Annotated in this window: 29 protein-coding genes; 15 read left to right on the forward strand and 14 right to left on the reverse strand. The window is 64.2% G+C overall.

Annotation, left to right across the window (positions count from 1 at the left end; genetic code table 11):
* Position 1 precedes the first annotated feature (1 nt).
* From CR152_RS07280 to flhA, 10 genes are all read left to right on the forward strand, one after another.
* Complete coding sequence (locus CR152_RS07280) at positions 2-409, forward strand: flagellar biosynthetic protein FliO (RefSeq protein WP_099874315.1); 408 nt, start codon at positions 2-4, stop codon at positions 407-409.
* Positions 406-1,170, forward strand: a complete 765-nt coding sequence (gene fliP / locus CR152_RS07285) for a flagellar type III secretion system pore protein FliP (protein ID WP_099874316.1) — start codon at positions 406-408, stop codon at positions 1,168-1,170. The genes CR152_RS07280 and fliP overlap by 4 nt, the downstream gene beginning before the upstream one ends.
* Positions 1,171-1,173: 3 nt before the next feature.
* Positions 1,174-1,950 (forward strand): sigma-70 family RNA polymerase sigma factor, encoded by a 777-nt coding sequence (locus CR152_RS07290; RefSeq protein WP_099874317.1) that lies wholly within the window; start codon positions 1,174-1,176, stop codon positions 1,948-1,950.
* Positions 1,951-2,016: 66 nt separating this feature from the next.
* Entirely contained in the window at positions 2,017-2,652 is a 636-nt protein-coding gene (locus CR152_RS07295) for a tetratricopeptide repeat protein (RefSeq protein WP_157778369.1), read from the forward strand.
* Positions 2,653-2,683: 31 nt separating this feature from the next.
* Positions 2,684-3,064 carry a hypothetical protein gene (locus CR152_RS07300; protein WP_099874319.1) on the forward strand — a complete coding sequence of 127 codons (381 nt, stop codon included), beginning with the start codon at positions 2,684-2,686 and terminating at the stop codon, positions 3,062-3,064.
* A gap of 112 nt (positions 3,065-3,176) precedes the next feature.
* Entirely contained in the window at positions 3,177-4,283 is a 1,107-nt protein-coding gene (locus tag CR152_RS07305) for a tetratricopeptide repeat protein (RefSeq protein WP_099874320.1), read from the forward strand.
* Between the two features lie 41 nt (positions 4,284-4,324).
* Entirely contained in the window at positions 4,325-4,591 is a 267-nt protein-coding gene (gene fliQ / locus CR152_RS07310) for a flagellar biosynthesis protein FliQ (RefSeq protein ID WP_099874321.1), read from the forward strand.
* Between the two features lie 15 nt (positions 4,592-4,606).
* Positions 4,607-5,371 carry a flagellar biosynthetic protein FliR gene (locus CR152_RS07315; protein ID WP_099874322.1) on the forward strand — a complete coding sequence of 255 codons (765 nt, stop codon included), beginning with the start codon at positions 4,607-4,609 and terminating at the stop codon, positions 5,369-5,371.
* Entirely contained in the window at positions 5,372-6,457 is a 1,086-nt protein-coding gene (locus tag CR152_RS07320; protein WP_099874323.1) for an EscU/YscU/HrcU family type III secretion system export apparatus switch protein, read from the forward strand.
* Entirely contained in the window at positions 6,457-8,505 is a 2,049-nt protein-coding gene (flhA, locus tag CR152_RS07325; protein ID WP_099874324.1) for a flagellar biosynthesis protein FlhA, read from the forward strand. The genes CR152_RS07320 and flhA overlap by 1 nt, the downstream gene beginning before the upstream one ends.
* On the opposite strand, the gene yidD is transcribed toward flhA, so the two are convergent.
* The 3 genes from yidD to CR152_RS07340 form a co-directional block, all read right to left on the reverse strand.
* On the reverse strand, positions 8,495-9,034 hold the full coding sequence (gene yidD / locus CR152_RS34970) for a membrane protein insertion efficiency factor YidD (RefSeq protein WP_208640087.1): 540 nt from the start codon (positions 9,032-9,034) through the stop codon (positions 8,495-8,497). The two genes, flhA and yidD, sit on opposite strands and share 11 nt — an antisense overlap.
* 344 nt (positions 9,035-9,378) lie before the next feature.
* Complete coding sequence (locus tag CR152_RS07335; protein WP_099874325.1) at positions 9,379-9,564, reverse strand: hypothetical protein; 186 nt, start codon at positions 9,562-9,564, stop codon at positions 9,379-9,381.
* Positions 9,565-9,632: 68 nt separating this feature from the next.
* Positions 9,633-10,052: a hypothetical protein gene (locus CR152_RS07340; protein ID WP_157778371.1), complete on the reverse strand. Its 420-nt coding sequence runs from the start codon at positions 10,050-10,052 to the stop codon at positions 9,633-9,635.
* Positions 10,053-10,229: 177 nt separating this feature from the next.
* Between CR152_RS07340 and CR152_RS07345 the strand changes: the two genes are divergently transcribed.
* Genes CR152_RS07345 through CR152_RS07365 form a run of 5 tightly spaced genes read left to right on the forward strand, consistent with a single transcriptional unit; the run spans position 10,230 to position 13,473 of the window.
* The gene (locus CR152_RS07345; RefSeq protein WP_099882068.1) at positions 10,230-10,685 is read left to right on the forward strand and encodes a YaiI/YqxD family protein; all 456 of its coding nucleotides are present in this window, start codon (positions 10,230-10,232) and stop codon (positions 10,683-10,685) included.
* A 58-nt stretch (positions 10,686-10,743) separates the two neighbouring features.
* Positions 10,744-10,971 carry a hypothetical protein gene (locus CR152_RS32745; protein WP_157778372.1) on the forward strand — a complete coding sequence of 76 codons (228 nt, stop codon included), beginning with the start codon at positions 10,744-10,746 and terminating at the stop codon, positions 10,969-10,971.
* Between the two features lie 47 nt (positions 10,972-11,018).
* A complete protein-coding gene (locus CR152_RS07355) occupies positions 11,019-11,246 on the forward strand; it encodes a hypothetical protein (protein WP_099874328.1) in 228 nt (75 codons plus the stop codon).
* Positions 11,243-12,010 carry a prolipoprotein diacylglyceryl transferase gene (locus tag CR152_RS07360; protein ID WP_099874329.1) on the forward strand — a complete coding sequence of 256 codons (768 nt, stop codon included), beginning with the start codon at positions 11,243-11,245 and terminating at the stop codon, positions 12,008-12,010. Before CR152_RS07355 ends, CR152_RS07360 begins: the two co-directional genes overlap by 4 nt.
* The gene (locus CR152_RS07365) at positions 12,007-13,473 is read left to right on the forward strand and encodes a radical SAM protein (protein ID WP_099874330.1); all 1,467 of its coding nucleotides are present in this window, start codon (positions 12,007-12,009) and stop codon (positions 13,471-13,473) included. The genes CR152_RS07360 and CR152_RS07365 overlap by 4 nt, the downstream gene beginning before the upstream one ends.
* Before the next feature lie 2 nt (positions 13,474-13,475).
* Here the strand turns inward: CR152_RS07365 and CR152_RS07370 are convergent, their stop codons facing one another.
* The 11 genes from CR152_RS07370 to CR152_RS07420 form a co-directional block, all read right to left on the reverse strand.
* Positions 13,476-14,231 carry a hypothetical protein gene (locus CR152_RS07370; RefSeq protein ID WP_099874331.1) on the reverse strand — a complete coding sequence of 252 codons (756 nt, stop codon included), beginning with the start codon at positions 14,229-14,231 and terminating at the stop codon, positions 13,476-13,478.
* A gap of 33 nt (positions 14,232-14,264) precedes the next feature.
* Positions 14,265-14,636, reverse strand: a complete 372-nt coding sequence (locus tag CR152_RS07375; protein WP_099874332.1) for a VOC family protein — start codon at positions 14,634-14,636, stop codon at positions 14,265-14,267.
* Between the two features lie 136 nt (positions 14,637-14,772).
* Positions 14,773-15,228, reverse strand: coding sequence for a DUF2147 domain-containing protein (locus tag CR152_RS07380; RefSeq protein WP_099874333.1), 456 nt, complete (start codon positions 15,226-15,228; stop codon positions 14,773-14,775).
* A gap of 167 nt (positions 15,229-15,395) precedes the next feature.
* Positions 15,396-16,082: a hypothetical protein gene (locus CR152_RS07385; RefSeq protein WP_099874334.1), complete on the reverse strand. Its 687-nt coding sequence runs from the start codon at positions 16,080-16,082 to the stop codon at positions 15,396-15,398.
* Positions 16,083-16,228: 146 nt separating this feature from the next.
* The gene (gene tnpC, locus CR152_RS07390; RefSeq protein WP_099874335.1) at positions 16,229-17,749 is read right to left on the reverse strand and encodes an IS66 family transposase; all 1,521 of its coding nucleotides are present in this window, start codon (positions 17,747-17,749) and stop codon (positions 16,229-16,231) included.
* A gap of 55 nt (positions 17,750-17,804) precedes the next feature.
* Positions 17,805-18,176 carry an IS66 family insertion sequence element accessory protein TnpB gene (tnpB, locus tag CR152_RS07395; RefSeq protein WP_208640063.1) on the reverse strand — a complete coding sequence of 124 codons (372 nt, stop codon included), beginning with the start codon at positions 18,174-18,176 and terminating at the stop codon, positions 17,805-17,807.
* Positions 18,146-18,439, reverse strand: coding sequence for an IS66 family insertion sequence element accessory protein TnpA (tnpA, locus tag CR152_RS07400; RefSeq protein ID WP_099874336.1), 294 nt, complete (start codon positions 18,437-18,439; stop codon positions 18,146-18,148). Before tnpA ends, tnpB begins: the two co-directional genes overlap by 31 nt.
* 295 nt (positions 18,440-18,734) lie before the next feature.
* On the reverse strand, positions 18,735-21,545 hold the full coding sequence (locus CR152_RS07405; RefSeq protein ID WP_099874337.1) for a valine--tRNA ligase: 2,811 nt from the start codon (positions 21,543-21,545) through the stop codon (positions 18,735-18,737).
* An 86-nt stretch (positions 21,546-21,631) separates the two neighbouring features.
* A complete protein-coding gene (locus CR152_RS07410) occupies positions 21,632-22,276 on the reverse strand; it encodes an SRPBCC family protein (protein ID WP_229413305.1) in 645 nt (214 codons plus the stop codon).
* Between the two features lie 20 nt (positions 22,277-22,296).
* Positions 22,297-23,424 carry an MGDG synthase family glycosyltransferase gene (locus CR152_RS07415; RefSeq protein ID WP_229413306.1) on the reverse strand — a complete coding sequence of 376 codons (1,128 nt, stop codon included), beginning with the start codon at positions 23,422-23,424 and terminating at the stop codon, positions 22,297-22,299.
* 86 nt (positions 23,425-23,510) lie between these two features.
* Positions 23,511-25,076, reverse strand: coding sequence for a S8 family serine peptidase (locus CR152_RS07420; RefSeq protein WP_099874338.1), 1,566 nt, complete (start codon positions 25,074-25,076; stop codon positions 23,511-23,513).
* Positions 25,077-25,411: the final 335 nt, after the last annotated feature.

Raw genomic sequence — 25,411 nt, forward strand, 5'->3', positions numbered from 1 at the left:
CATGCGTGCCCATTTCCTGGCTGCCGCCCTGGGGCTGCTGGCCGCCGTGGCGGTGCAGGCCGCGCCGGCGGCCGGCGCGCCGGCGATTCCGTTCAAGCAGGACCCCGGCAGCAGCGCCTCGCTGTTTTCGGGCGGCGCCGTCGGCGTGCTGGTCATGTCGCTCATTGCCATCGTGGCCGTGCTGTTCATCCGCAAGCGCCTGAACCTGACGGCGCCGGCGGCGTCCGGCACGCGCCTGCTGCGCATCCTCGAAACCCAGCGCATGGGCCCGCGCACCTTGCTCGCCGTGGTCGAATTCGGCGGTGCCCATTATCTGGTGGCACAGGGCGAACACGGCGTCAATTGCCTGGCGCAAGCGGCGCCGCCCGGCCCCGCCGCCGGCGTGGCAAGCGCATCGGATCCGGCATGAGCGCCCGCCGCACGCTGCTGACAGGCTGCGCCCTGGGCCTGGGTTTAGTGGCCGGCGCTGCCGCCGGCGCCGAGCCGGTGCTGAGCATGCCCGGCATCCAGGTCAACCTGGCCGGCGCCGGCCAGGGCGGCGGCGAGATCTCGTCCGCCATCAAGATCCTGCTCGGTTTGACGGTGCTCAGCCTGGCGCCGGCGATCCTGATGTCGATGACCTCCTTCGTGCGCATCGTGATCGTGCTCTCCATGCTGCGCCACGCGCTGGGCATGCAGGAAACCCCGCCCAATACGGTGATCGTCAGCCTGGCCCTGTTCCTGACCTTCTTTACCATGACGCCGGCCCTGACCGAGGTCAATACCAAGGCGCTGCAACCGTTCATGGCGGGCAGCCTGACGGCGGAAAAAGCGGTGCAGGGCGCGATTTTGCCGCTGCGCGAATTCATGGTGCGCCAGACGCGCGAGCCGGACCTGGCCCTGATGGTCGAGCTGGCCAAGGCCGAGCAGCCGCGCACCATGGACGATATCAGCATGGTCCAGCTGATTCCGGCGTTCATGCTCTCCGAGCTGCGCGCCGCCTTCCAGATCGGCTTCGTGATTTTCCTGCCCTTCTTGCTGGTCGACTTGATCGTGTCGAGCGCCTTGATGTCGCTCGGTATGATGATGGTGCCGCCGGCCTCGATTTCGCTGCCGCTGAAAATCCTGATGTTCGTGCTGATCGATGGCTGGAACCTGATCGTGCGGGCGCTGTTGGGAACCTTTGTCTGAGGCATGAAATCCGATGCCGCCCTCATTGTGCCTGGTCCGGCCGCCGCAGCCGGCGCCGCAGCGTCGGCGACGGAGCGCCTGTGGGCCCGTTTCGTGCAGGCGCGCGAGGCATCGGTGCGCGAGCAGCTGGTCGGCGCCTACCTGGGGTTCGCGCGCATGATGGCCGCCAAGACCTACGCCCGGCGGGTGTTTTCGGAGATGGAATTCGCCGACTACCTGCAATACGCCAGGGTCGGGCTGATCGAGGCGATCGACCGCTTCGATCCCGCGCGCGGCTACAAGTTCGAAACCTATGCGGCGGCGCGCATCAGCGGCGCGGTCATGTCGGGCATCGAGACGTCGAGCGAAATCCAGCAGCAGATCGGCGCGCGCCGCCGCGTGCTGGCCCAGCGCGTCGAGTCGCTGCGCGGCGACGCGGCGCCGCCCACCGGGCCGGAAGCGGTGTTCGCCCGCCTGGCCGAGCTGGCGGTCGGGCTGGCGGTCGGCTTTGCGCTGGAGGGCTCGGACATGCACCGCGCCGAGGATGCGCAATACGCCGACAATAGTTATCATGGTGTGCAGCTCAAACAGTGCCAGTCCAGGGTGCGCGCCATGGTGGAGGCGTTGCCCGCCACGCAAAAACAAGTGATCTACTCGCATTATTTGCAACAAGTACGATTCGACGACATTGCCGCCAGCCTGGACCTGTCGCGCAGCCGGATCGCCCAGATTCACCGCGATGCGCTGGCCACCCTGCGGTCGCGGCTGCCGCCGTCCGCACAGGTCGATTTGCGCTGTTGAGCATGCCGATTTCGACCCGCCAGCGGCCCATTTTCCGATTTCCCCGATTTTCTTGAGACTGACAATATGACAAGCACCACACTTTCCATGCTCGACCAGGCTGAACTGATGCAGCTGGCCCTCAATGCCAGCGGCGCCGACGATTCCGGCGCCGCCCTCGGCTACCTGAAGGAAGCGGTGTCGCGTCCCGACGCCAGCGGCATCGCCCACTACCTGCTGGGCGCCGAATACGCCCAGATCAAGATGTACGAGCGTGCCGTGGGCGAGATGGAGGCGGCGCTGGCGCTCGATCCGACCTTGTCGATTGCACGTCTGCAACTCGGCTTATTGTGGCTCACCGGCGGCGGCGTCGAGCAGGCCGCGCTGGTGTTCGCCCCGCTCGACGAGCTGGCCGCCGGCGATCCCCTGCGCCTGTTCGGGCGCGGCTTGCGCCACATGATCGGCGAAGAATTGGCGGACGCCAGGGCTTGTCTGCAGGAGGGCATCCGCGCGAACCTGAGCAACGCGCCGTTGAATGTCGATATGCAGCGCATTGTGAACGAACTCGAACGCATCGAAGCGGGCCAGCCGGCCGGCATGCCGGCGGGGGCCGTGGTGCCGGCAGCGGAGCCGGCGGAGCAGCCGGAAGAGCAGGCGGAAGAGGCGGCGGGCGGCGCGCACCACCTGTTCCTGTCGGCCTATACCGGCAATACGGCGCCCTGAGTCCGGACCTCGATAGCGGACAGGCAAGCGCATGAGTGCTCCGATCGGCAGCGTGAACGACCTGGTCTCCGTGATCCGGGCCCAGCTCGGCGCGCGCGTGCAGGGTGCGCCGCTGAAAAAGACGGCGGCGCGCAAGCAAGCTGGCGGCGCCGGGCGCTATGCGCAGGAAAACCTGGGGCAACTGGTTCAACTGCGCATTGCGCAGATTGGCGTCGACGATCCGCAGCGCGGGCGCAAGGCGTTCCGGGTGTTCCTGGAGGCGGTGCTGTTGTCGCACTTCGGCGAAGACCTGGTCGGCGATCCGGGCTTTTTCCAGATGGTCGAGAAGGTGCAGGATGCGCTCGACGCCGATGCCGCTTGCCGCCAGATGATCGGCAGTGCGATCGAGCATCTGTTGTCAAAAAACACTTAGGCGCGCCTTCGCGGGCAGCGCCATTTCATAGCACTTAATCAGCTCTTCACACATGACACGGGTAGCGACTATGCAGGCAGATCACACCACACTCCAGGACACGGTTGCGCAATTGGCGCGCACAGAAGGCTATCTGCTGGCCGATCCGGGCAATACCGACCTGCTGGCGCGCGCCATCGACCAGAGCCTGGCCGCCGGCGCGCTGGAACAGGCCCTGGCCCACGTGCAAGACGCCATGGCGCGCTATCCGGCCGATCCGTTTTTCCGCTACCGCCACGCGCATGTGCTCAATGCCCTCAAGCAATGGGGCGAGGCTGCCGTTATCTACAGTGCGCTGCTGGAACAGCATGCCGACGTGGGCATCGCGTCGAGCCTGGCGCAGTGCCTGGTGCAATTGGGATTGCACCAGGGGGCGCTCGACACCATGACGCCCTGGCTGGCCGATCCCGCGCTCGATCCGGCGGCGGTGACCGCGCTGGTGCGCGCCTACCACCACACCGGCGCGCTGGACAAGGCGATCGCCTTTGCCACCGAGCACCACGCACGCCTGGCCGGCGAGCCCGCGTTCCTGGGCGCGGCCAGCCTGGCTTGCCTGGATCAGGGCGACCTGGAGCGGGCCGGCGCGTGGAGCGCGGCGGCGCTGGCGCTCGATGCGCAGGCGGCCGAGGCGCTGGTGGTGCGGGCGACCATCGCCCTGGCCCAGGCCGACAGCGAAGGCGCGATCGCGGCCTTCAAGCAGGTGCTGGCCAGCCATCCGGCCGAAGGGCGCAGCTGGTCCGGCCTGGGCATGGCCAGCCTGCTGCGGCGCGACTTGGGCGGCGCGGTGGTGCAGCTGGAACAGGCGTTGGCCTATATGCCGGGCCACATCGGCACCTGGCACGCGCTCGGCTGGTGCAAGCTGTTCGGCGACGATCTCGATGGGGCCGAAGCCGCCTTTACCAGCGCCATGGCGCTGGACCGCAATTTCGGCGAGACCCATGGCGCGGTGGCCGTGGTCGCCGCGCTCAAGGGACAGCGCGGCATCGCCGAGGCAGCCATCGAACGGGCGCTGCGGCTCGACCGCGAGGGCTTGTCGGCGCGTTACGCGCAGGCCGTGCTGTCGGGCGAGGCGGGCGACCCCGGGCGTTTGCGCAGTGTCGTCCTGGACGCCATGGGCGGACGGGCCGGCCCCACCGGCGAAGACATGGCCCAGATGGTGGCACGCCTCGCGCGCCACTGATTGCGCCGCCTGAATATTGTTTAAGTAAATGAAAGACACCGATGCGTGCTGATCTTGCCTTGCAATTGCTGGGCGACGTGTTATGGAATGCGCTGCTCATTTCCGCGCCGCTTTTGGCGGTGACGCTGGTGGTGGGCTTGCTGGTGAGCGTGATCCAGGTCGTCACGCAGGTGCAGGAAACCTCGCTCACCTTCATTCCGAAGATTATCGCGGCGGTGATCGTGCTGATCGTGTGCGGCCCCTGGATGCTCAAGCGCCTGGTGGGGTTTTCGGTGAATTTGATCGCCAACATCCCTCATTATTTCTGAAACGGATGCCGTTACATGCTTGTCGATGTCGATCCTTCCTGGCTGATGGCGGTCTTTCTGGTGTCGGTGCGCATCGGCGTGCTGCTGATGCTTTCGCCGATCTTTACCGGGCTGGCCGGGCTGGTGACCGTGCGCGTGCTGCTGACCCTGGTGCTGAGCGTGATGCTGGTCGGCGCCCTCGGCATCAAGCCGGCGCCGCTGGCGCTGTCGATCGGCCCGGTCATCCTGGCCGCCATCGGCGAGCTGATGGTGGGCGCGGTGCTGGCGTTCGGCGTGTACGCGGCGTTCGGAGCGTTTTCGGTGGCTGGCAAGATTCTCGATATCCAGAGCGGTTTCGGCATCGGCAATGTCTACGATCCGGTCACCCGCGCCGGGGCGCCGCTGTTCGCGACCATGCTGAACCTGGTGGCGGTGGCGGCCCTCTTCGGCATGGATGGGCACCACGCTTTCCTGCGCGGCATTGCATTTTCGCTGCAGCAGGTGCCGCCCGGGACCGGCCTGGGCGCCCTCGACCCCGAGCCGGTGATCCGCCAGTTCGGCCTGATGTTTTCGCTTGGCGTGGCGCTGGCGATCCCGGTCATGCTGTGCCTGCTGCTGGTGGAAGTGGGGCTGGCCGTGGTGTCGCGCGTGCTGCCGCAGATGAACGTGGTGATCGTGCTGGTGCCGGTCAAGATTTTTGCCGGCCTGGCGCTGTTTGCGCTGACGATCGGGGTGCTCGGTCCGGCGATGGGGCGGGTGTATGCCTCGATCTTTATTTATTGGGAACAGGTGCTGCGCTAAATGGCCGAACAAGATGCCGACCTGTCGGAACAGGCAACGCCGCACAAGCTGGACGAGGCGCGCAAGAAGGGCTCGGTCGCCAAGAGCGCCGACTTCACCGCGACCATGATGCTGTGCGCGCTGGTGGTGACGGTGTACGGCAGCGGCTGGGATGCGCTGCGCCAGACCCTGCATCTGCAGCAGCGCATGCTCACGCGCGCCGGCCGGCTCGACTGGAGCGTGGATGGCATCGCCAACTGGACCGGGCAGATGCTGATCGAGATGCTGACCGTGCTCGGGCCGCTGTTCCTCACCCTGGCGGTGGTGGCGGTGGTGGCCAATCTGTTCCAGACCGGGCCGATCTTCAGTTTCCATCCCCTGATTCCGGACATGACGCGGATCAACCCGACGACCGGCTTCAAGCGCGTGTTTTCGATGCGCACCCTGTTCGAAGCGGCCAAGAGCATCTTGAAGCTGCTGATCCTGGGCAGCGTGCTCTATACGCTGGTCAAGAATGCCATTCCCGGGCTGGTCGGGCTGACCCTGATGGAGCCGAAAGGCTATGCGCGCCTGCTCATTTCCCTGTCGGGCGGCTTGCTGGTGAAGATGGTGATGACCTTGCTGGTGATCGCGCTGCTCGACTTCATGTACACGCGCTGGGAGTTCAGCAAGCGCATGCGCATGAGCAAGCGCGACGTCAAGGATGAATCGAAGAACCGCGACGGCGACCCGCGCATCCGCTCGCGCATCCGCGAGTTGCGCCAGGAAGTGCTCAAGCGCAGCAAGTCGATGGCCAAGGTGGCGTCGGCCGATGTGCTGATCACCAATCCGACCCACCTGGCGGTGGCGCTGAGCTACAGCCATGGCAGTTCCGGCGCGCCCCAGGTTATCGCCAAGGGGGCGGGGGAAACGGCGCGCAAGATGCGCGAGCTGGCCGGCAGGCACCAGATCCCCATTGTGCAAAATAAATTATTGGCGCGGGCCTTGTTCCGCGAAGTCGACTACGACGGTTACGTGCCCGAAAAGCTGTATCCGCAAATCGCAAAAATCATGGTGTGGGTGTATTCAATGCGCGAAGTAAAGCGCGCTTCTCGAAGGATTGTGTAATGTTGGCATTGCGTCGTATTTTCGGAGGGAATTCAGACCTCGTCCTGGCCTTGCTGGTGGTCGGCATTCTGACGGTCCTGTTCATTCCCATTCCCGCGGGCCTGCTCGACTTCCTGATCCTGGTCAATGTCAGTTTCGCGATGCTGATCCTGCTGCTGACGTTTTACATCGGGCGCCCGGTGGAGTTTTCCACCTTTCCATCCCTGCTGCTCATCGCCACCCTGTTCCGGCTCTCCCTGAACGTGGCCGCAACGCGCCTGATCCTGACCGACGCCGATGCCGGTCGGGTGATCTCCGCGATCGGCTCGTACGTGGTCGGAGGCAATTACGTGATCGGCATGATCGTGTTTCTGATCCTGGTGGTGGTGCAGTATGTGGTGGTCACCAGCGGCGCCCAGCGCGTGTCCGAAGTGGCGGCCCGCTTCACGCTCGACAGCATGCCCGGTCAGCAGATGAGCATCGATGCCGACCTGAACATGGGTTTCATCGACCAGGAAGAGGCCAAGCGGCGCCGCAAGATGCTGGAGAAGGAAACCGGCTTCTACGGCGCCATGGACGGTGCCAGTAAATTCGTCAAGGGCGACGCGATCGCCGGTATCGTGATCATGCTGATCAACATCATCGGCGGACTGGTGATCGGCGTCATGCAGATGGGCATGCGCTGGGATGAAGCGCTCAAGACCTTTACCTTGCTGACGGTGGGCGACGGCATCGTGACCCAGGTTCCGGCGCTGGTGATCGCGGTCGGCACCGGCATCATCGTGACGCGCTCGGCGTCGGACGGCAACCTCAGCTCGGAAGTGCTGCGCCAGATGACGGCCTTTCCCAAGACCCTGTTCATCGTGGCCGGCGCGCTGGCGGTGCTGTTGTTCGTGCCGGGAATTCCATCGATTCCCGTGCTGGTGATTACCCTTGGCCTGTTCGGCGTGGCCATGCTGGTGCGCCGCAATGCCAAGTCGGCCGATGCCGGCGAGGCGAAGGATGAGAAGGACAAGGCCGGCGCCGGCGGCGAGCAGGATACCTATGACTTGCTCAAGGTCGAGCCGGTCGAGGTCATGGTGGGAACCAACCTGGCGCCGCTGGTCAGCGGCGAGCAAACCCTGTTCATGGAGCGGATCGCCGCGATCCGCAAGCAATATGCGCTGGAATCGGGCATGGTGCTGCCGCGCGTGCGTTTCCGCGACATGCCCCAGCTCGGCGCCAACGCCTATGAACTGCACGTGTTCGGCGTGCTGGCCGGGCGTGGCGAGATCATGACCGACCGCACCTTGGCCATCCATGGCGGCGGCGAGGCGCGTCCGATCAAGGGCATCGAAACGCGCGAGCCGACCTATGGCCTGCCCGCGATCTGGGTCGAGGATTCGGAAAAAGAGATGGCGCGCGCGGCGCGCTACACCCTGGTGGACGCCAGCACCGTGTTCATCACCCACCTGAGCGAAGTGCTCAAGCAGCAGTCCGCGATGCTGCTCACGCGCACCGAAACGGACCGCTTGCTGCAGCGCATCCGCGATCAGCAGCCGGGTCTGGTCGAAGAGCTGGTGCCGACCATCCTGACGGTCAGCGACGTGCAAAAGATCCTGCAAAATCTGTTGAAGGAAAAAGTCTCGATTCGCAATCTGGAAGTGATCCTGGAAACCCTGGTCGACGTTGCGCGCAACAGCAAGGACTTGAGCTATCTGACCGAACTGGTGCGCCAGAAGCTGGGCCCGGCGATCTGCCAGGGGCTGCTGGGCGACCTGACGGCGCTCCATGTGCTCACGCTCGACCCGGCCATCGAGCAAGCGCTGATGCAAAGCGTGCGCGACGCCGATGCCGGCAGCACGATGGTGGTGGAACCGAAGTTTGCCGAACAGTTGCTGGGACGCCTGGCGACCCAGTCGGAACGCATGATGAAGGCCAGCATGCTGCCCGTGCTGTTGTGTTCACCTGACCTGCGCCGCCATATCCGCCTGCTGTGCGAACGCGTGGTGCCGCATATGCGCATCCTGTCGATGGCAGAAATTCCGAATTCGGTCAGCCTGAAGTCGTACGCCACTGTCACTTTATAGGCCGGCAAGCGTTCACGTGCGCGGATCGACCTGGTCGGACCGCTCGCGCCGCAGCTCGACGGGCGACCTGTGGGACTGCCCTGGCGTCTGGATCAGGAGCGCTCGTTATCCGGGTCCGACCGCGGCGGAATGTAGATGAGCTCTTCTTCCTGCCGGGTTCGCGGCGCCCCCTCAAACCGTCCCAGCAGTCTTTCGCATCGACGCAGTAGGACGCCGTATCGCACGCATCGCCAAGGGACGGGTCGCACGAACAGTCGCACTCGCCCGCTTGATTCGGCCTGGCCAGCAGACGTGGCGGGGCGGGCGGGACAGCTGTCCGGTAACGGCGGTACGCGACGCCGCATTTTTGCAGGCGGCCCTGGAGCACGCCGATGCCATCCCAAACGCCGTAACGGCGGATGGCCCGTGCACCGAGCGCTGAACAGCTGGCGTTGCCGGTGTAGGCGCAGTAGGCGCAGCGGAAACCCTTGTAGGGCGACAGATGGCGCTGGTAAAAGCCGATGGCCGATAGCGCGAGTGTTTTCATCATGGTGTGCTTGTCACCGTCTCTTGCAACGGTGCCTGTTAGATTGCCAAGGAGAACATTTCGCACGAAGTATGGTCGGTGAACACTTCCAGAACAAGCAGGTATTTACGAGTCTTTCCTACCGTAAACTAGGAGAGACGTCCGTGTGCCGGAACGCTCCGATGAACCTGTGCATGACGCACCAGATTCATGCGCCGATGGAAGCGCGGCACTTGGAAGAAAGCGGGCCGAGGCTGCCGGCGAGCGTGTCTGCAGGTAAGCGGAGTCGCTGTTGGTGGATGGTGCCGCAGCCGTGCGCGGTTACTGCATCTGAACGAAGGCAGACGGTGGAATGTGTATCTGCTCTGTCAATCCGGTGCCGCTGGCGGCGGTGGATTTTTACGGTCCCGCGTCAGGAATTTCTTCCATGCCGAGAGTTCGAAAAACATGCCGAGCAGCGCAAAACCGGCTGCGTATTCCTTCGACGGCATGGCAAAGAACAGCACAGCGGCCAGCGCGAAGCAGACCGTTGCGGTGAAGTGGGGGTTTTTCATGATGGGCAGGCTCGCAAGCGTTATCGACTGCGGAGTATGCACTGCAACCTAAGGCGCATCAAGCTTGCTCACTTGCGTGGAAACTCATCCTCCGAGCGCTCACGCCTGCGCAGCGGACGATACGTACGGTTGCGCCTGGCCGGCCACACGAAGGTGGCAAACATATACACCGAGAAGCACAGCAGCGGTCCCATCACGCCCAGCACGGCCGGGTCGGGATACAGATACACCATGGTGCTGCCCGCAACGAGCTGAAACAGCACGATCACGGCCGCCAGCCTGCGCCGCCATGCCGAACGCTGGATACGCGAGCCGGCAATGGCGAAAAAAACATAGCCGGCCGCGAAGGCAAGAATACCCGCACCCATGAGCAGCAAGGTCGCGTCGCCCGCAAAAGGGTGCAGCTGCGCGGGTGGAAGCAAGGTAAATGAGGTGGCGAACAGTGCCGCCATGCCCACCAGAAAGGCGAGCACTTGTAAAAGTAACATCTGGACTCCGCATGATGCAACGGACCCCATGAGCGTCCGGCAAAATTTCACTCGGCAAAAATTGCCGAGTATTTATGAAACTTGTCGAAAGATAACACATGATGCCGTGACGCGCCAGCCGCTGGCGTTATACTGCGCGCACACACCCGATAAACCGCCGAGAAAGAAGTGACGATGATGCAAATCTGGGTCGATGCCGATGCCTGTCCGGTCGTCATCAAAGATATCCTGTACCGCGTGGCCGAGCGCCTGCAACTGAACGTGACCTTGGTCGCCAACCAGCTGATGCGGGTGCCGCCGTCGCGCTTCGTGCGCGCGGTGCAGGTGCCGTCCGGCGCCGACGTGGCCGATGCCGAAATCGTGCGCCTGCTCGCTCCCGGCGACCTGGTGGTGACGGGCGACATTCCGCTGGCCGCCGATGTGCTGATCAAGGGCGGCTTCGCGCTCAATCCGCGCGGCGAGTTCTACACCGACGACAACATCGCCCAGATGCTCACGATGCGCAAATTCATGGATGAATTGCGCGGCAGCGGCGTCGACACCGGCGGGCCTGCGCCCTTCGGCCAGGCCGACCGCCAGAACTTCGCCAACCAGCTCGACCGTCACCTGGCCCGCCACGCCAAACGCCCCTGAACCGGCGTACAATGAGCGCTCGGCCTGACAAAAAACTAAGATTACTGCAAAGGTAAGCATGACGCTCTTACGTATCCTTGGCCTGCTGTTCGCCGCGGTTGCCATGGTCGGTTTCGGCTTGTGCGGAGCGTTCGGCCTGATGATCGGTATCCAGCCCGGCGCTGAACTGGCCGACCGGTTCAACATCGGCTTTGTGCTTGGCCTTGCCGGTCTGGCCATTTGCGGCGGGCTCGCCTGGTTTCTTGGCAGCAAACTGCGTAAAGCGTTCGCATCGTCCCGCGAGTGAGCAGCCGCTCGACAACGTCGTGAACGGACCCGTTTCGTGAGGCACATATGATCATTCTGCGCACTCTTGGCCTGTTGCTTGCCTTTGCCGTCATGGTCGGTTTCGGCGCGTGTGGCTTGCTTGGGCTGGTGGTCGGCGCGAGCAAAGGATTTGAGCCAAGGATCATGGCATTAGCGCTGCTTGGCTTGGGAATTGCCGGCTGGATTGCGCAAAGGGTTAGCCGCGGGGTGAAAAGCCGTGGCGTGCCACCAAAGTCGACGCCGCCCCGGGAATGATCGTCCCGTCCTTGTCCCCCAGCGCCGCCCATGTCGTTCATCTGCTGTTCGAGTGGGCCGCCATCGCCATCGGCGTGCAGCTGTACCGGCGGCAGCGCGCGCGCAGCGGCGCCAGCGGCATTCTCAGCAACAGCGGCTACGCCGTCGTGATCGGCTGTATCCTCGGCGCCGCCATCGGCAACAAGCTGGTGTTCTGGGTCGAGTATCCCCACCTGTGGGCCGCGCATGCGGGCAATGCGGCGGTCTGGATGTCGGGGCAGTCGATTGTCGGCGGCCTGCTGGGCGGCTTGCTGGGCGTGGAAATGGCCAAGAAATTGACCGGCCAGCGCCAGTCCACCGGCGACCAGTTCGTGCTGCCGCTGATGGCGGGAATCTCCCTCGGGCGCATCGGCTGTTTTCTGGCAGGCCTGAACGACGGCACCTACGGCACGGCGACCACGCTGCCATGGGGCGTCGATTTCGGCGACGGCATCGATCGCCATCCCACCCAGCTGTACGACATTATCTTTGTGCTCGCGTGGGGCGGCCTCCTGCTGGCGCTGCGCGCGCGCTGGCACGACAAACCGGGCCTGATGTTCAAGCTGTTCTTGTCCGGCTACCTGGTCTGGCGCTTCGCCGTCGACGCCATCAAACCGCTGCGCTACGATTACGGCGCGGGGCTGGGCGGGGTGCAGCTGGTCTGCCTGACCGCGCTGCTCTGTTATCTTCCACTCCTCGCCAGGCAGCTTGGCGGGCCGGCACCACTGAAAGCGATTGAACCATGAGCCGGAAAATCCGTCCCTACCTGTTTTACGACACCACCACCTCGGTGTGTTCCACCTGCCTGCATCCGGTCGAGGCCAAGATCATCTTCAAGGGCAGCGATGTCTTCATGGACAAGTGGTGCAGCGCGCACGGCGCCGAACGCGTGCTGGTGAGCGACGATGTCGATTACTACCGCCTGTGCCGCGAAGTCTTCGTCAAGCATCCGGAGATGCCGCAGACCTTCAACACGCCGATGCAGTACGGCTGCCCTTACGATTGCGGCCTGTGTCCCGACCACATGCAGCACTCCTGCCTGTCGATTGTGGAAATCACCGACAACTGCAATCTGAACTGCCCCGTGTGTTATGCCGAAAGCGGCACCCACCGCGAGCTGCACAAGAGCTTCGAGGACGTCATCAAGATGCTCGACGCGGTGGTGGCCAACGAGGGCGAGGCGGACGTGATGCAGCTCTCGGGCGGCGAGCCGACCCTGCATCCGCGCTTCTGGGACATTCTCGACGCGGCCAAGGCGCGCCCGATCAAGCACGTGATGGTCAACACCAACGGCATCGTGCTGGCGCAGGACCCGGCGTTCGCGCAGCGCCTGGCCACCTACGCGCCCGGGATCGAGGTGTACCTGCAGTTCGATTCCCTGCGCGGCGCGGTGCACAAGGCGCTGCGCGGCGCCGACCTGACCCGCATCCGCGCGCAAGCGCTGGCCAACCTGAACGCGGCGGGCGTGTCGACCACGCTGGTGGTGACGCTGAAAAAGGGTTTGAACGACGACGAAATCGGCGCCATCATCGACTTTGCGCTGACCCAGCCCTGCGTGCGCGGCGTGACCCTGCAGCCGATCCAGGATGCCGGCCGGGTAGAGCAGTACGACCCGCGCGTGCACCGCCTGACGGTGTCCGAAGTGCGGCGCAAGATCGCCGAACAGACATCCTTGTTCACCTTGCAGGATATCGTTCCGGTGCCCTGCAATCCTGACACGCTGGCCATGGCGTATGCGCTCAAGACGGCCGACCAGGTGGTGCCGCTGACGCGCTACCTCGATCCGCAAACGCTGGTCGAAGGCAGCAGCAATACCATCGTGTTCGAGCGCGACGAGACGCTGAAAAAGAGCATGAAGGAGCACGTCTTCAAACTGTTCTCGACCAATCACTCTCCCGAGTCGCAGGCCAACTGTCTGTCCGAGTTGATGTGCTGCCTGCCGCTGATCGACGCGCCCGCGGGTCTGCGCTACGACAATGTCTTTCGGGTGCTGATCGTGCAGTTCATGGACGCGTATTCGCTCGACGTGCGCGCGCTGAAAAAATCATGCATCCATTTCGCGCTGCCGGACGGGAAGATGATCCCGTTCGAGAGCTACAACTTGCTCTACCGCGGCGGCGAGCAGCTGGCCGAGATCCGCGCCAGCATCGCGCAGCAGACCGCGCAGCGCAAAGGTTCGCGCGAGGTCATCCCGATCGGCGCGCAGTAGGGTCAGCGCGGCGCGCGCTTGCTTGCAATGACTTCGCCGATGGTATGCGCGCCGGGTGAGTACAGCGCCAGCCCGGCGCCGGCAACGGCCATGGTCACCGCAGCGGCCAGGAACGCCCAGCCGGTGCGCCGGATGGCCGGCTCGATCCAGTGAGCCCGGTCCAGGCCCCGCAGGCGGCGATATAGGCTGGCCGAGAGCAGCCCGTCGAGCAGCAGCTCGGCGAACAGCAGCGGCGCCGAGGACACCAGCGAGAACATCATGAAGATCGCTGCCCCGAGGGCGGCGCAGATGGCCGCGAGCAGCGCCAGCGGAATGAGCAGTTCTTCGGCGCTGCCGACCGCTTCGAGCGCTGTGTCGCTCACGTCCGACATCACCCCGCCGCCGGGCGGCTCAAAATCGGCGCTCGCGCCACCGCCGTCGAAGCTGCCGCCCTTGCCGCTGCAAGCGACGTCGGAGCCGCGCCCGGACGGCGCCAGGTCGGGCAGGCCGCCGTCGCCGATGTCGCCGCCCCGCGAGCGCAGCCAGATCCACAGCAGAAAAAGGAAGGCGAGATAGGCGACGGCAATCGATGCCGGATAACGCAGCCACATGGTCTGCAGCCCGGCCAGCAGCAGGAGGAAGGATGCGAGAAAGCCCGCCGCGCCGGTCAGCGTGACCAGCAGGAGCATCTGCAAGCGTGGATAGCTGTCGCGTTCGAGCTTGCCGCGCAGGCGCTCGACGTCGCGCTCGCGCTGCGATACGGCGGGACGTCGTCTCATGGGGTGATCACGCAGGGCCGGCGCGCCGCGCGCCTAGTGTTCGGCCTTGTGGCATACGGCTTCGATGTTGTGGCCATCGGGACCGATGACGAAGGCGCCGTAATAGTCCGGATGGTAGTGCGCGCGGATGCCGGGCGCGCCGTTATCCTTCGCGCCGGCGTCGAGCGCGGCGGCGTAAAATTGGCGTACCTGTTCGCGGCTGTCGGCCACGAAAGCCACGTGCATCTGGCCCTGGACCGTGCCGCCCTGGCCGAACCAGAACTCGGGCTTGCCGTTTTTACCCAGCCCGGCCCAGCCTTTTACTTCGGTAACCAAAGAGATGCCCAGCGGCGCGAGCGCCTTGCCGAAAAAAGTTTTGCTCTGTTCGTAGTCGCTTACTGCAAAGCCAAGATGGTCGATGATCATGTCAGGTCCGATGAAGAGTTAACGTGATGAAAGTGTCGCCATGTGTGTCATGGCAACCTTGCGCTTTGAATAATATCAGGATTGACGACCAGCACCAATGCCGGTCGATGCCGCGCACTACAGGCAGTAGAAAAAGTTATTCTTCGCGCACCCAGACTTGGGAACGGCCGAACATCGGCATGCCGACGTAGCCGCGCACGTTGAGCTTCTTGCCGCCTTCGACGACTTTCAGCTTGCTCTTGTAGACCTTGCCGTTGTCCGGGTCGAGGATCTGGCCGCCGGTATATTCGTCGCCCTCTTTTTTCAGTCCCGACATGAACGTCAGGCCGAGGACCGGCTGGTCCTTGTTGACGCCCTCGCACTTGGTGCACTTGGGATTCTGGTCCGTGCCCTCGGGGCGGAACAGTTTTTCGAGCTTGCCCTGGATTTCGCCGTTGTTCTCGCTGATGCGGATCAGCGCCTTCGGCTTGCCGGTGACGTCATCGATGTTTTTCCACAGGCCGACCGGGGACGCTGATTCCTGCGCCGAAACCAGTGCCGGCGCCGTGGCCAGCATCGCGGCGATCAGGGTTGCTGTTGTAAGTGCTTTCATGGGTGTCTCCAGTATTGTTAGTTTGTCCAGCGTTGCTAGTGTAGCAAACTGGCTTTGCACTGGAGCCACAACTTTGTATCAGCCTGTGAGGGCTTTTACCGGGGCCGGGCACGGCGCGCACCGTCCCCGGATGAGGCAGCCCCGGGACCGGGGGCCACCCGCGGCACTCAGGGTGCCGTGATGATTGCGACGATCTCGTTGCGGGTGCCGGCCACCAGCGTGCCAGTGGCGCTCTGTTCTTCGGTGCGGATCCAGCCGAAGCCTTTCGCCATCCACCCCACGGCAAGCTGGCCCTGGACATCGGACGCCCCGGTTATTTTGCAGGTATTGGCAAAGATCCGGCCCGCCACGGTGATGGTCTCGAATCCGGCAAACGTAAATTCATCGCTGACGGCCTTGACTTCGGTGGTGAGCGAGTTGGCCCTGGTCACCGTCTCGGTGTAGTGCGATACGATGGCCTGGCCCGGGACTTTGTTCAAGACCAGGGCCGCCTCTTTGGAATAGACGTATTTGTCCTCGTACACACCGGCTTCATTGTGCTGGGTCAGTCCCAGCGGCGTGAAGACCTTGCCGTCGAACGCATTGTAGACTGCGGCCAGGCGCGTGCCGTTCTCGCGCAGATAGACGTCGGCATACGCCATCACGCCTTCAAACATCTCCTGGACGATCACATGGGTGTACTTGTCGGTCGTCGTGAATTTCACGCCCGGCGTGCGCTCGTAGCAGTCGGCGAAGGCGGGTGCCGCCGGCACCACCACGGGCTTGGCCGGCGCGGTATTGTTATCGGACGAGCCGCCACCGCAGCCGGCAACGAGGACGCAGGACAGGGCGATGCCCCAGGCTGAATGTTTCATGTAATACCTTCTTCTTAAAAAAATCGTTGTGCGCGGCGAGTCCGTGGAAATCCATCGTGACAACGCCGCTGGCCCGGCAGACGGTGTTTGCCGCCTGTGTGGACCGTTGAATGTAAGCAGCCAGCGGCCCCACCTTCCATAAGCGCTTAGGCCTGTGTAGAGTTTGCGAACGGTAGCAGCGAGTCGATCCTGCTGTTCGGGCAGGTTGGAAGTTTTTCAAGTGTGTCGGCTAGCCAGCGCGCAGGATCGAGTCCATTCAGTTTGGCGGTCGCGAACAGGCTTTGGATGGCAGCGGCGCGGCGGCCGGCCCGTTCCGACCCGGCAAACAGCCAGTTCTTCTTGCCGATAGCGATCGGCCGTATCGCGTTCTCGACCGGGTTGTTATCGATGGGCAGGCTGCCCGAACTGGCGTAGCGCTGCAGCGCTGGCCAGCGTTTGAGGGCATGTTCAATGGCCTTGGCAGTGCCGCTGCCGGCGGCGACGCTGCGCTGCGTAGTCAGTAACCAGGTATGCATCTCGGCCAAGGCCGGGATGGCATGCTGCTCGCGCAAGGCGAGGCGCTGCGACGACGTCATGCCTTTTGTCTGCTGCTCGATGGCGTACAGCTGGGCGATACGGCGCAACGCTTCCTCAGCCACCGGACTGCCGCTGGCGGCGTGCACGTCGAAGAACTTGCGGCGGATGTGGGCCAGGCATGCGAGTTCGGTCGGACCCGTGGCAAACATTGCCTTGTAGCCGGCGTAGTCGTCGACCATCAGGTGACCGCGCCAGTCCTGCAGGAAGGCGCGCGCATGCGCGCCAGCACGACTCGTCCGGTAGTCAAACACGACCACTGACGGCCCGTCGTCGAGCGCGTTCGAACGGTAGGCCCACAGATAGGCGTGCTTGGTCTTGCCGCTGCCGGGATCAAGCTGGCGTACTGGTGTTTCGTCAGCATGCAGGCAACTTCGCTCCCTGAGCAGTTCGGCCAGCCGGTCGGCCAGCGGCTGCAGGGCCACGCCGATGCGGCCGATCCATTCGCCCAGCGTAGAGCGTGCCAGCGGCACGCCCTGGCGCGCGGCGATCTGTTCGATCCGGTATAGCGGCAGATGGTCCAAGTACTTGCAGACGGCGATCCACGCCAGCAGACCGACTGCAGCCAGGCCGCCGTCGATGACGGCCGATGGGATTGGCGCTGCCGTCACCGTTTCGCAAGGCCTGCAGGCGTACTGCGGCCTGATATGGCGATGCACGAAGAAGCGCGCCGGTTCCACGTCCAGCTGTTCGCTGACGTCCTCGCCGATCTTGACCAGGCCTGCGCCGCATTGCCCGCACTGGCACGATTCCGGCTCATGGCGGTGCTCGATGCGCGGCAGTTCCGGCGGCAGCGGCTGACGTCCGGCACGCTTGCGCGCTTGCTTGGTCGGCGCCTGACTGTGGAGTTCCTCGTCGATGGCGGCGAGGTCCATATCGACTGTCTCGTCAAATAGCATGCGCTGTTCGCCGACCAGCGCTTCGCTGGCCTTGCCGAAGCGGACCCGTTTGTAATAGGCCAGCTCGAACGTCAGCGCCTTGATCTTAAAGTCGTTCTCGGCCAGCTTCGCCCGCTGCTGTTCGAACAAGGCCCGCACCTGCGCCAGCATAGCTGGGTCGATGTTAGTGAGGGCAAGTTCGTTAAGCAGATCCATGGCTCGGTAGTTTACCGAGCATGGATAATGGTTACAAGCGAAACAGTTTACGTCCTCACAGGCGCCACTGCACCGGCGCTGTGGCCGACAAGCGCTGCCAGTCCACACCGGCCACCAACCACTGCCATTGCTCGGCACTCATCTGCCAACTTGCCTCGTCTGCCTGCGGCCAGACGAACTGGCCACGGTGCAGCCGGCGCAAGCACATCCAGACGCCGGTGCCGTCCCAGCACACCAGCTTCATGCGCGTCCGGCGGCGATTGGCAAACACGTAGGCCGTGCCGTCGCACGGCGCTCGCCCTAACGCCTGCTGCACGTGCAGGGAGAGTCCGTCGATGCCCGTGCGCATGTCCACCGCCGCCGTCGCCAGCCAGATCGTATCGGCCGACAGCTGCATCACAACGCACGCATCAATTCCGCCAGCCAACTGGCCGGCATATCGGTCGGCAAGCTCAAGGTCCAACCGTGCTCGTTGCGCAAGCTGATCGCAACCGCCACCGGACCCGCCTGTGCCACCCGCACCGGGAGCAGTGTAGGCATCGCTTCCCGCTTGGTCAAACGCCGTACCCAGTAACCAACCTGGCGTACCGGAAAGCCTTGCTCGATTGCGTAGGCCCGCTGCGAAAGGCCGCTGGCCTGCCACTGCGCGACGCGCTCTTCCCATACCTTCTCACGTTCCGAATTTGACACTATCACCTCCTGAAAGAATGAGCGGATAGTTTGGCTTGGGCGATCAGGAATTCATAGGTGGAGGGGCCGGACGCTTACCGTTGAATGATGTTGTGCTGCGCGCCAAAAATGCCGCTCGTGCGCACACGCGCCGGACCGGGCAACAGGGAATCGGTCGACGCTGAACGCCGACGAAGCGGAACGAATCAGGAACGCGCCGGCTCGCGCGGCGCTCGCATGAACATGCCCCCCGCGCCGGGTGTGGCGCTGGCGCGGGGAGATGGAGTGCGCGACTTGAAGCGCGCTACACGGCGCCTTACGCCTTCGGCAGCTTGGCCAACTGCTCGCGCAATTTTTCGATCGTGGCCGAGAAATTGACCAGACGCTCTTTTTCCTGCACTACAACCGCCTCAGGCGCGCGCGCCACGAAGCTTTCGTTGCCCAGTTTGCCGTTCACCTTGGCAATCTCGCCTTCGATGCGGCCGATTTCCTTCGACATCCGCTCACGCTCGGCAGCGACATCGATCTCCACCTTGAGCATCAGCTTGGTCGCGCCCACCACCGCCACGGCCGCGGGCGACTCCGGCAAGGTGTCGACGATATTTACTTCCGACAGCTTGCCCAGGGTCTGGACATAAGCCGCATAGCTTTCCAGGCGCGCGCGGCCGGCCGCATCGGCCGCTTCCACGATCAGCGGCACGCGCATCGACTCCGGCAGCTTCATCTCGCCGCGCAGGGTACGGGTGCCATCGGTCAGCGCCTTGAGCTGGCCCATCCACTCTTCCGCGCGCTCGTCGATGAGCGCGGGATTCGCTTCCGGATACGGCTGCACCATGATCGAGTCGCCGGCCGGGTTGAGCTGCTTGCCCGCCAGCGGCGCGACGGTCTGCCACAGCGTTTCGGTCACGAACGGGATGATCGGATGCGCCAGGCGCAGGATCACTTCCAGCACGCGCAGCAGGGTATTGCGGGTGGCGCGCTGCTGGCCTTCGGTGCCGTGCTGGATCTGGACCTTGGCCATTTCCAGGTACCAGTCGCAGTAGTCGTACCACACGAACTTGTGGATGGCCGAGGCGATGTTATCGAAGCGATAGTCGTCGAAGCCCTTGATCACTTCCATTTCGGCGCGCTGCATGGTCGACAAAATCCAGCGGTCGCCCTGCGACAGGTCGGCATCGGCCGGCACGCCGCAATCCTTGTCCTGGGTGTTCATCAGCACGAAGCGGGTGGCGTTCCACAGCTTGTTGTTGAAGTTGCGGTAACCCTCGGCGCGGCCCAGATCGAAGTTGATGTTGCGGCCCAGCGAAGCGTAGCTGGCCATCGTGAAGCGCACCGCGTCGGTGCCGTAGGCCGCGATCCCTTCCGGGAATTCCTTGCGCGTGGCCTTGGCGATCTTTTCGGCGTCGCGCGGATTCATCAAGCCGGTGGTGCGCTTCTCGACCAATGCTTCCACGTCGATGCCGTCGATCAGATCGATCGGGTCGAGCGTGTTGCCCTTCGATTTGGACATCTTCTGGCCGGTCGAATCGCGCACCAGGCCATGCACGTACACGGTCTCGAACGGCACCTTGCCGGTGAAGTGCGCGGTCATCATGACCATGCGCGCAACCCAGAAGAAGATGATGTCGAAGCCCGTCACCAGCACCGACGACGGCAGGAAGGTCTTCAGGTCGACCGTCTCTTCCGGCCAGCCCATGGTGGAGAAGGGTACCAGCGCCGACGAGAACCAGGTATCGAGCACGTCGTCGTCGCGGCGCAGCGGCGCCGTCACGCCGGCCGCCAGCGCCTTGGCCTTGGCTTCTTCCTCGGTCTTGGCGACAAAGATATTGCCGGCGTCGTCGTACCACGCCGGAATCTGGTGGCCCCACCACAGCTGGCGCGAGATGCACCAGTCCTGGATGTTGTTGAGCCACTGGTTGTAGGTGGTGTTCCAGTTCTCCGGCACGAACTTGATCTCGCCCTGGGCGACTTTGTCGAGCGCCACTTCCGCGATCGATTTACCCGGGAAGAAGGTGCCTTCCGGCGCCGGCTTGGTCATGGCCACGAACCACTGGTCGGTCAGCATCGGCTCGATGACCACGCCGGTGCGGTCGCCGCGCGGCACCATCAGCTTGTGCGGTTTGACTTCCTGCAGCAGCCCTTGCGCATCGAGGTCGGCCACGATCTTTTTGCGCGCCACGAAACGGTCCAGGCCACGGTAAACTTCGGGCGCTTCCTCGTTCATTTTCGCGTCGAGCGTCATCACGCAGATCATCGGCAGCTTGTGGCGCTGGCCGACCGCATAATCGTTCAGGTCGTGCGCCGGGGTGATCTTCACGCAGCCGGTGCCGAAGGCCTTGTCGACGTATTCGTCGGCGATGATCGGGATTTCGCGATCCGTCAGCGGCAGCTTGAGCATCTTGCCGACCAGCGCCTCGTAACGCTCGTCGGTCGGATCGACCGCCACGGCGACGTCGCCGAGCAGCGTTTCAGGACGCGTGGTGGCCACCGTCAGATGGCCGCTGCCGTCGGCGAACGGATAGCGGATGTACCACATCGAGCCGTCTTCTTCTTCCGATACCACTTCCAGGTCCGACACGGCGGTGCCCAGTTTCGGGTCCCAGTTCACCAGGCGCTTGCCGCGGTAGATCAGGCCCTGCTCGAACAGGCGCACGAAGACGTCGGTGACGACTTTCGAGCGCGGTTCGTCCATCGTGAAGTATTCGCGCGACCAGTCGGGCGACGTACCCATGCGGCGCATCTGGCCGGTGATGATGTTCCCGGACTTTTCTTTCCATTCCCAGACTTTTGCGACGAACTTCTCGCGGCCCAGGTCATGGCGCGAGACTTTCTGCGCATCGAGCTGGCGCTCCACCACGATCTGGGTGGCGATGCCGGCGTGGTCTGTGCCCGGAACCCAGGCGGTATTGAAGCCGCGCATGCGGTAGTAGCGGGTCAGGCCATCCATGATGGTCTGGTTGAACGCATGGCCCATGTGCAGGGTGCCGGTGACGTTCGGCGGCGGCAGCTGGATGCAAAACGACGGCTTGTCGGCGTCGGTGGTCGCGGCGAAGTAGCCGCGCTTTTCCCACTCCGCGCGCCAGAATCGTTCAATGTCGGCGGGCTCGAAAGATTTGTCTAATTCCATGGTTTGTCGTGTATTTTTGCGAAAACGTTCATTATAGAGGACTGCCGCCCAGCCGCAGCCGGGAATACCGGCCGGGCGGCGGACAGTTATTGCGCCGCGGCGCGCTGGCGCAGCGCTTCCAGGGTCTTGGGCATGCTGCCACGGCTCATGCTGTCGACGATCCAGCCCAGTCCCATCGGCACCGGACCCGGATCGGTGTACACCATGTACTTGACGATGGTCTTGTTTTTGTCCGCGCCGTGCGGCACCAGGAGCCAGTAGCCGGTGGTGTCGGCGATCGCTTCCTCGGCCTTCAAACCTTCCCAAGGCAGCATTTTCCACGATAGCTGGCACTGTGCGGCGGAGACCTTGGGTTCCATGCGCAGGCGGTATTTCTTGACCTTCCCGAGCGGGAGCTTGAGCGTCATGTCGACCTGCGATGCGTCATCCTTGCGCAGCACCGCCACCTTCTCGACGTTGGGCATGAAGTTCGGGTAGGCCGCGTAATCCTGGATCATCGCGCACAGCTTCGGCACGGGCGCGTTGATGATGGTGGCGGCCATGAAGGCCTTGCCGGGCTGGCCGGCCTTGCTGACGTCGGCGATGGCGACCGCCGTCTCGGTCAGTTTGGCGGTGTCGATGCCGGCGTCCGCGTAAGCGCCGGCGCAGGCGGCGGACAGCGCCGCGCACAAGAATAGTCTGGTCGTGGTCATGAGGCGTTCTTCAGTGTTGGTCAGGTAGGTGGCGTTCATGGTAATCGGTCTTCGTGCACTCATGCCGGCTGGCCCAGCACCTGGGCCAGGACATCGCCGGCCGCATGCGGGCGGCCCAGCGCACGCGCGCGTTCGCCCATGGCGGCCAGCTGGCCGGGATGCGCCAGCAGGTGGGCAATGCGGTATTCCAGCGTCGGGCCATCGACCGCCTTGAGCGCGACGCCCTGTTCGAGCAGGTAGTCGGCGTTGCGCTCCTCCTGCCCCGGAATCGGCGAATTGACGATCATCGGCAGCCCCATGGCCAGGCATTCCGAGCTTGTCAGCCCGCCCGGCTTGGTGATGACCAGGTCCGCGCAGGCCATCAGGCGCTCCACGTGATTGGTAAAGCCCTGCGCCAGCAGGCGTCCCGGATAGCGCGCTTCGAGCAGCTTGAGCGCGGCCAGTGCCTTGGCGTTCTTACCGGCCAACACGATCAGCTGGAAGGTGCCGTCGAGGCTTAGCAAGCGTTCGGCCACGGTCTCCAGGCTGCCCAGGCCCGCGCCGCCGCCCATCAGCAAAAAGGTGGTGGTGTCCGGATCGAGCCCGAATTCGCGCGCGCACGCGGCGCGATCAGGCACCTGCCCGAACGCGGGCATGATCGGAATCCCGGTGACGTGGATGCGTTCCGGCGCAATGCCGCAGCGCCGCATGCGGTAGGCGACTTCCTCGTTGCCGGCGAAGTAGCCGGCCATGTTCTCGTGCACCCACATGCGGTGCAGGTCGAAGTCGGTCACCTGCACCCACACCGGGCAGGTGAAGCCGCGCTTGCGGATCGCACGCGCCAGAATCTCGGCCGGCAGGAAGTGGGTGCAGACGATGGCGTCCGGCCGGGCGTCCTCGATGGCCTGCATCAGCGCGCGCGTGTTGAGGCGTTCCAGGCCGCGCCGCAACTGCTGCATGGTGCTGTCCGGGCGCGCATCGTTGCTGGCCTGGTACAGGTAGCCCCACAGCGCCGGCGCCTTGTTGACCAGCTTCAGATAGAACTCGGTGTACATCTTGCGAAAGCCGGACGTCACGTAATCCATGACGTCCAGATGGGTGGCTTCGATGCCGCCCGGCGCCGCCGCCGCGTGGGCGCGGATCGCTTCGGCCGCGCGCATATGGCCGGCGCCGGCGGAAACGCTTAACAGCAAAATCTTTTTCGTCATACTTGCCCGGAGATGGTAGGGGCGCCAGGCGCCCCGGATAAACAAAAGTCTACCAGCGTACCATCTCCGCAAGGTCCCGCGTCAGATCAATTCCCGCAACCCATCAACTTGATGCGGTCGTGGGCGGCCCTTGCCTGTACCAGGCCGAAACCGTACTTGGTGTCGCGTCCCGCCGTGCCCAGGTCGAGCGCGCTCTTGCCGAGCGATGTGCGGATCTGGGCGCCGCTGCAGGTCGGGAAGTAGCTCCACACCAGTGCCGCCACCGCCGACACGTGCGGGGTCGCCATCGAGGTGCCGTCGAAGTAGGCGTAGCTGGCTGGCTTGACCGCCACCGTGGCGCTCTGGCCCAGCTGGGTCTTGAGCTGCGCGCCCTCGGTGCTTGATGCCGACACCGATGGAATGAGCGTGGCCGTGCCGACCGTGCCGGTAAAGGCGCCGGCCACGTTGTTGTACACGACCGCGCCCACGCCGCCGCTGTTCTGGCAGTTGGCGACCTTGGTGGCGAAATCGATGGTGCCGCGCGCGATCAGGCAGACCTTGCCCGAGACGGCGGCGTTGACCTTGTCGCCCAGGCCAAAGTCGGCCAGCGGCGCGGTGGCCGTTTTCACGGGCGAGCCGTCCATCGACCCCGGCGCATACACGGTGGCGCCCACAGTCAGTGCCGGCGTGGAGCCGCTGTTCATCGGCACGGTCGAAAGCACGCCCACGCCGGGGCCGGAAATTTCGACCTTGCTGTTGTATTGCGAGAAGCTGGCCCAGGCCTTGTTCTCGTCCAGCGCGCCGACCATCATCACGCTGCCGTAGCCGGCCGGGTAGGAGACCACCGTGTTGCCATCGTTGCCCGCCGCGGCGATGCTGAGCACACCCTTGGCGGCCAGCGCATCGAAGGCGCGCTGCTCGGTCTTGCTGGGGCGCCCGCCGCCGAGCGACATGCTGATCACGTTGGCGCCGGCGCTGCCGCACTTGTTGGCGGCCGTCGCCAGGGACGAGGAATAGGCCCAGCCGGCCGCGCCGAACACCTTCACGATGTGCAGTTTCAAAAGCCGGTTCGCGTTCACGCCCACCACGCCGGTGCCGCTGTTGTTGATGGCCGCGACGGTGCCCGCCACGTGCGTGCCATGATGGTTTTCGTCGGTGTACCAGTTGCCGGTGCCGGCATCGTATTCGCCGGCGACGCTGTTGGCGCTCAGGTCTTCGTGGGCGCGGTCGTAGCCGGAATCGATGATGCACACCTTGCGGTTGGCGGCGTTCGCGTCCGGCAGCAGGTCGGCTTGCACCAGCTTGATCCCGTACGGCACCAGCTGGCCGGTCGCATAAGGCGTGCCGGTGGACGCCGACGTCAGGGCGAACGCCTTGCGCACCACGTCTTCCTCGATGTACTCGACGTTCGGATTGCGCAGCAGTCCGTTCAGGGCTTTGGCCGGCACCTCGATCGCCATCGCGTTCATGCCGTGGATCTCGTGCTTGACCGCACCGTGGGCGCCCGATACCGCCGCCTTGACGATGGCTGCCTTGCCCGGCTTGAACGCAACGATCACGCGGGTCGTGTCCGCGGCCGCGGAGGCATGCGTGACGACGCCGGCGGCGACGCTGGCCAACAACAATTTGACCGCGCTGGCGATCGGGGACATTTCAGGCTTGGTATGCATCATGGCAGTTCTCCGGAATGATCGTTTCAAGGGTGCCGCAGGCGTTGTTGACTGGCGTGCCCATGGGACCAGAGATTAAGTGTATTGGGAAACGATTAGAGCAATCAAACAAGTTATTTTGCGCGTCAGGCAACTGTTGTTTTGTACCGAAAGTCACGATTTCCGCCGTGTGCTCACTGCCGGATGTGAGAATTGGTGATATTGTTTTGCGCCTTACACGGGATTCATGTGGCCTGAACGGCAATCGTGCCAGGCATGCCATCCGCGCTCCACGATTGTTCAGTGTCCCACTCCGGTGCGCGCGGGTCTTGTGGCAGATCACTGCGCCGGACGTGCCG

The sequence above is a fragment of the Massilia violaceinigra genome (genome assembly GCF_002752675.1).
Taxonomy (GTDB): Bacteria; Pseudomonadota; Gammaproteobacteria; order Burkholderiales; family Burkholderiaceae_D; genus Telluria_A; species Telluria_A violaceinigra.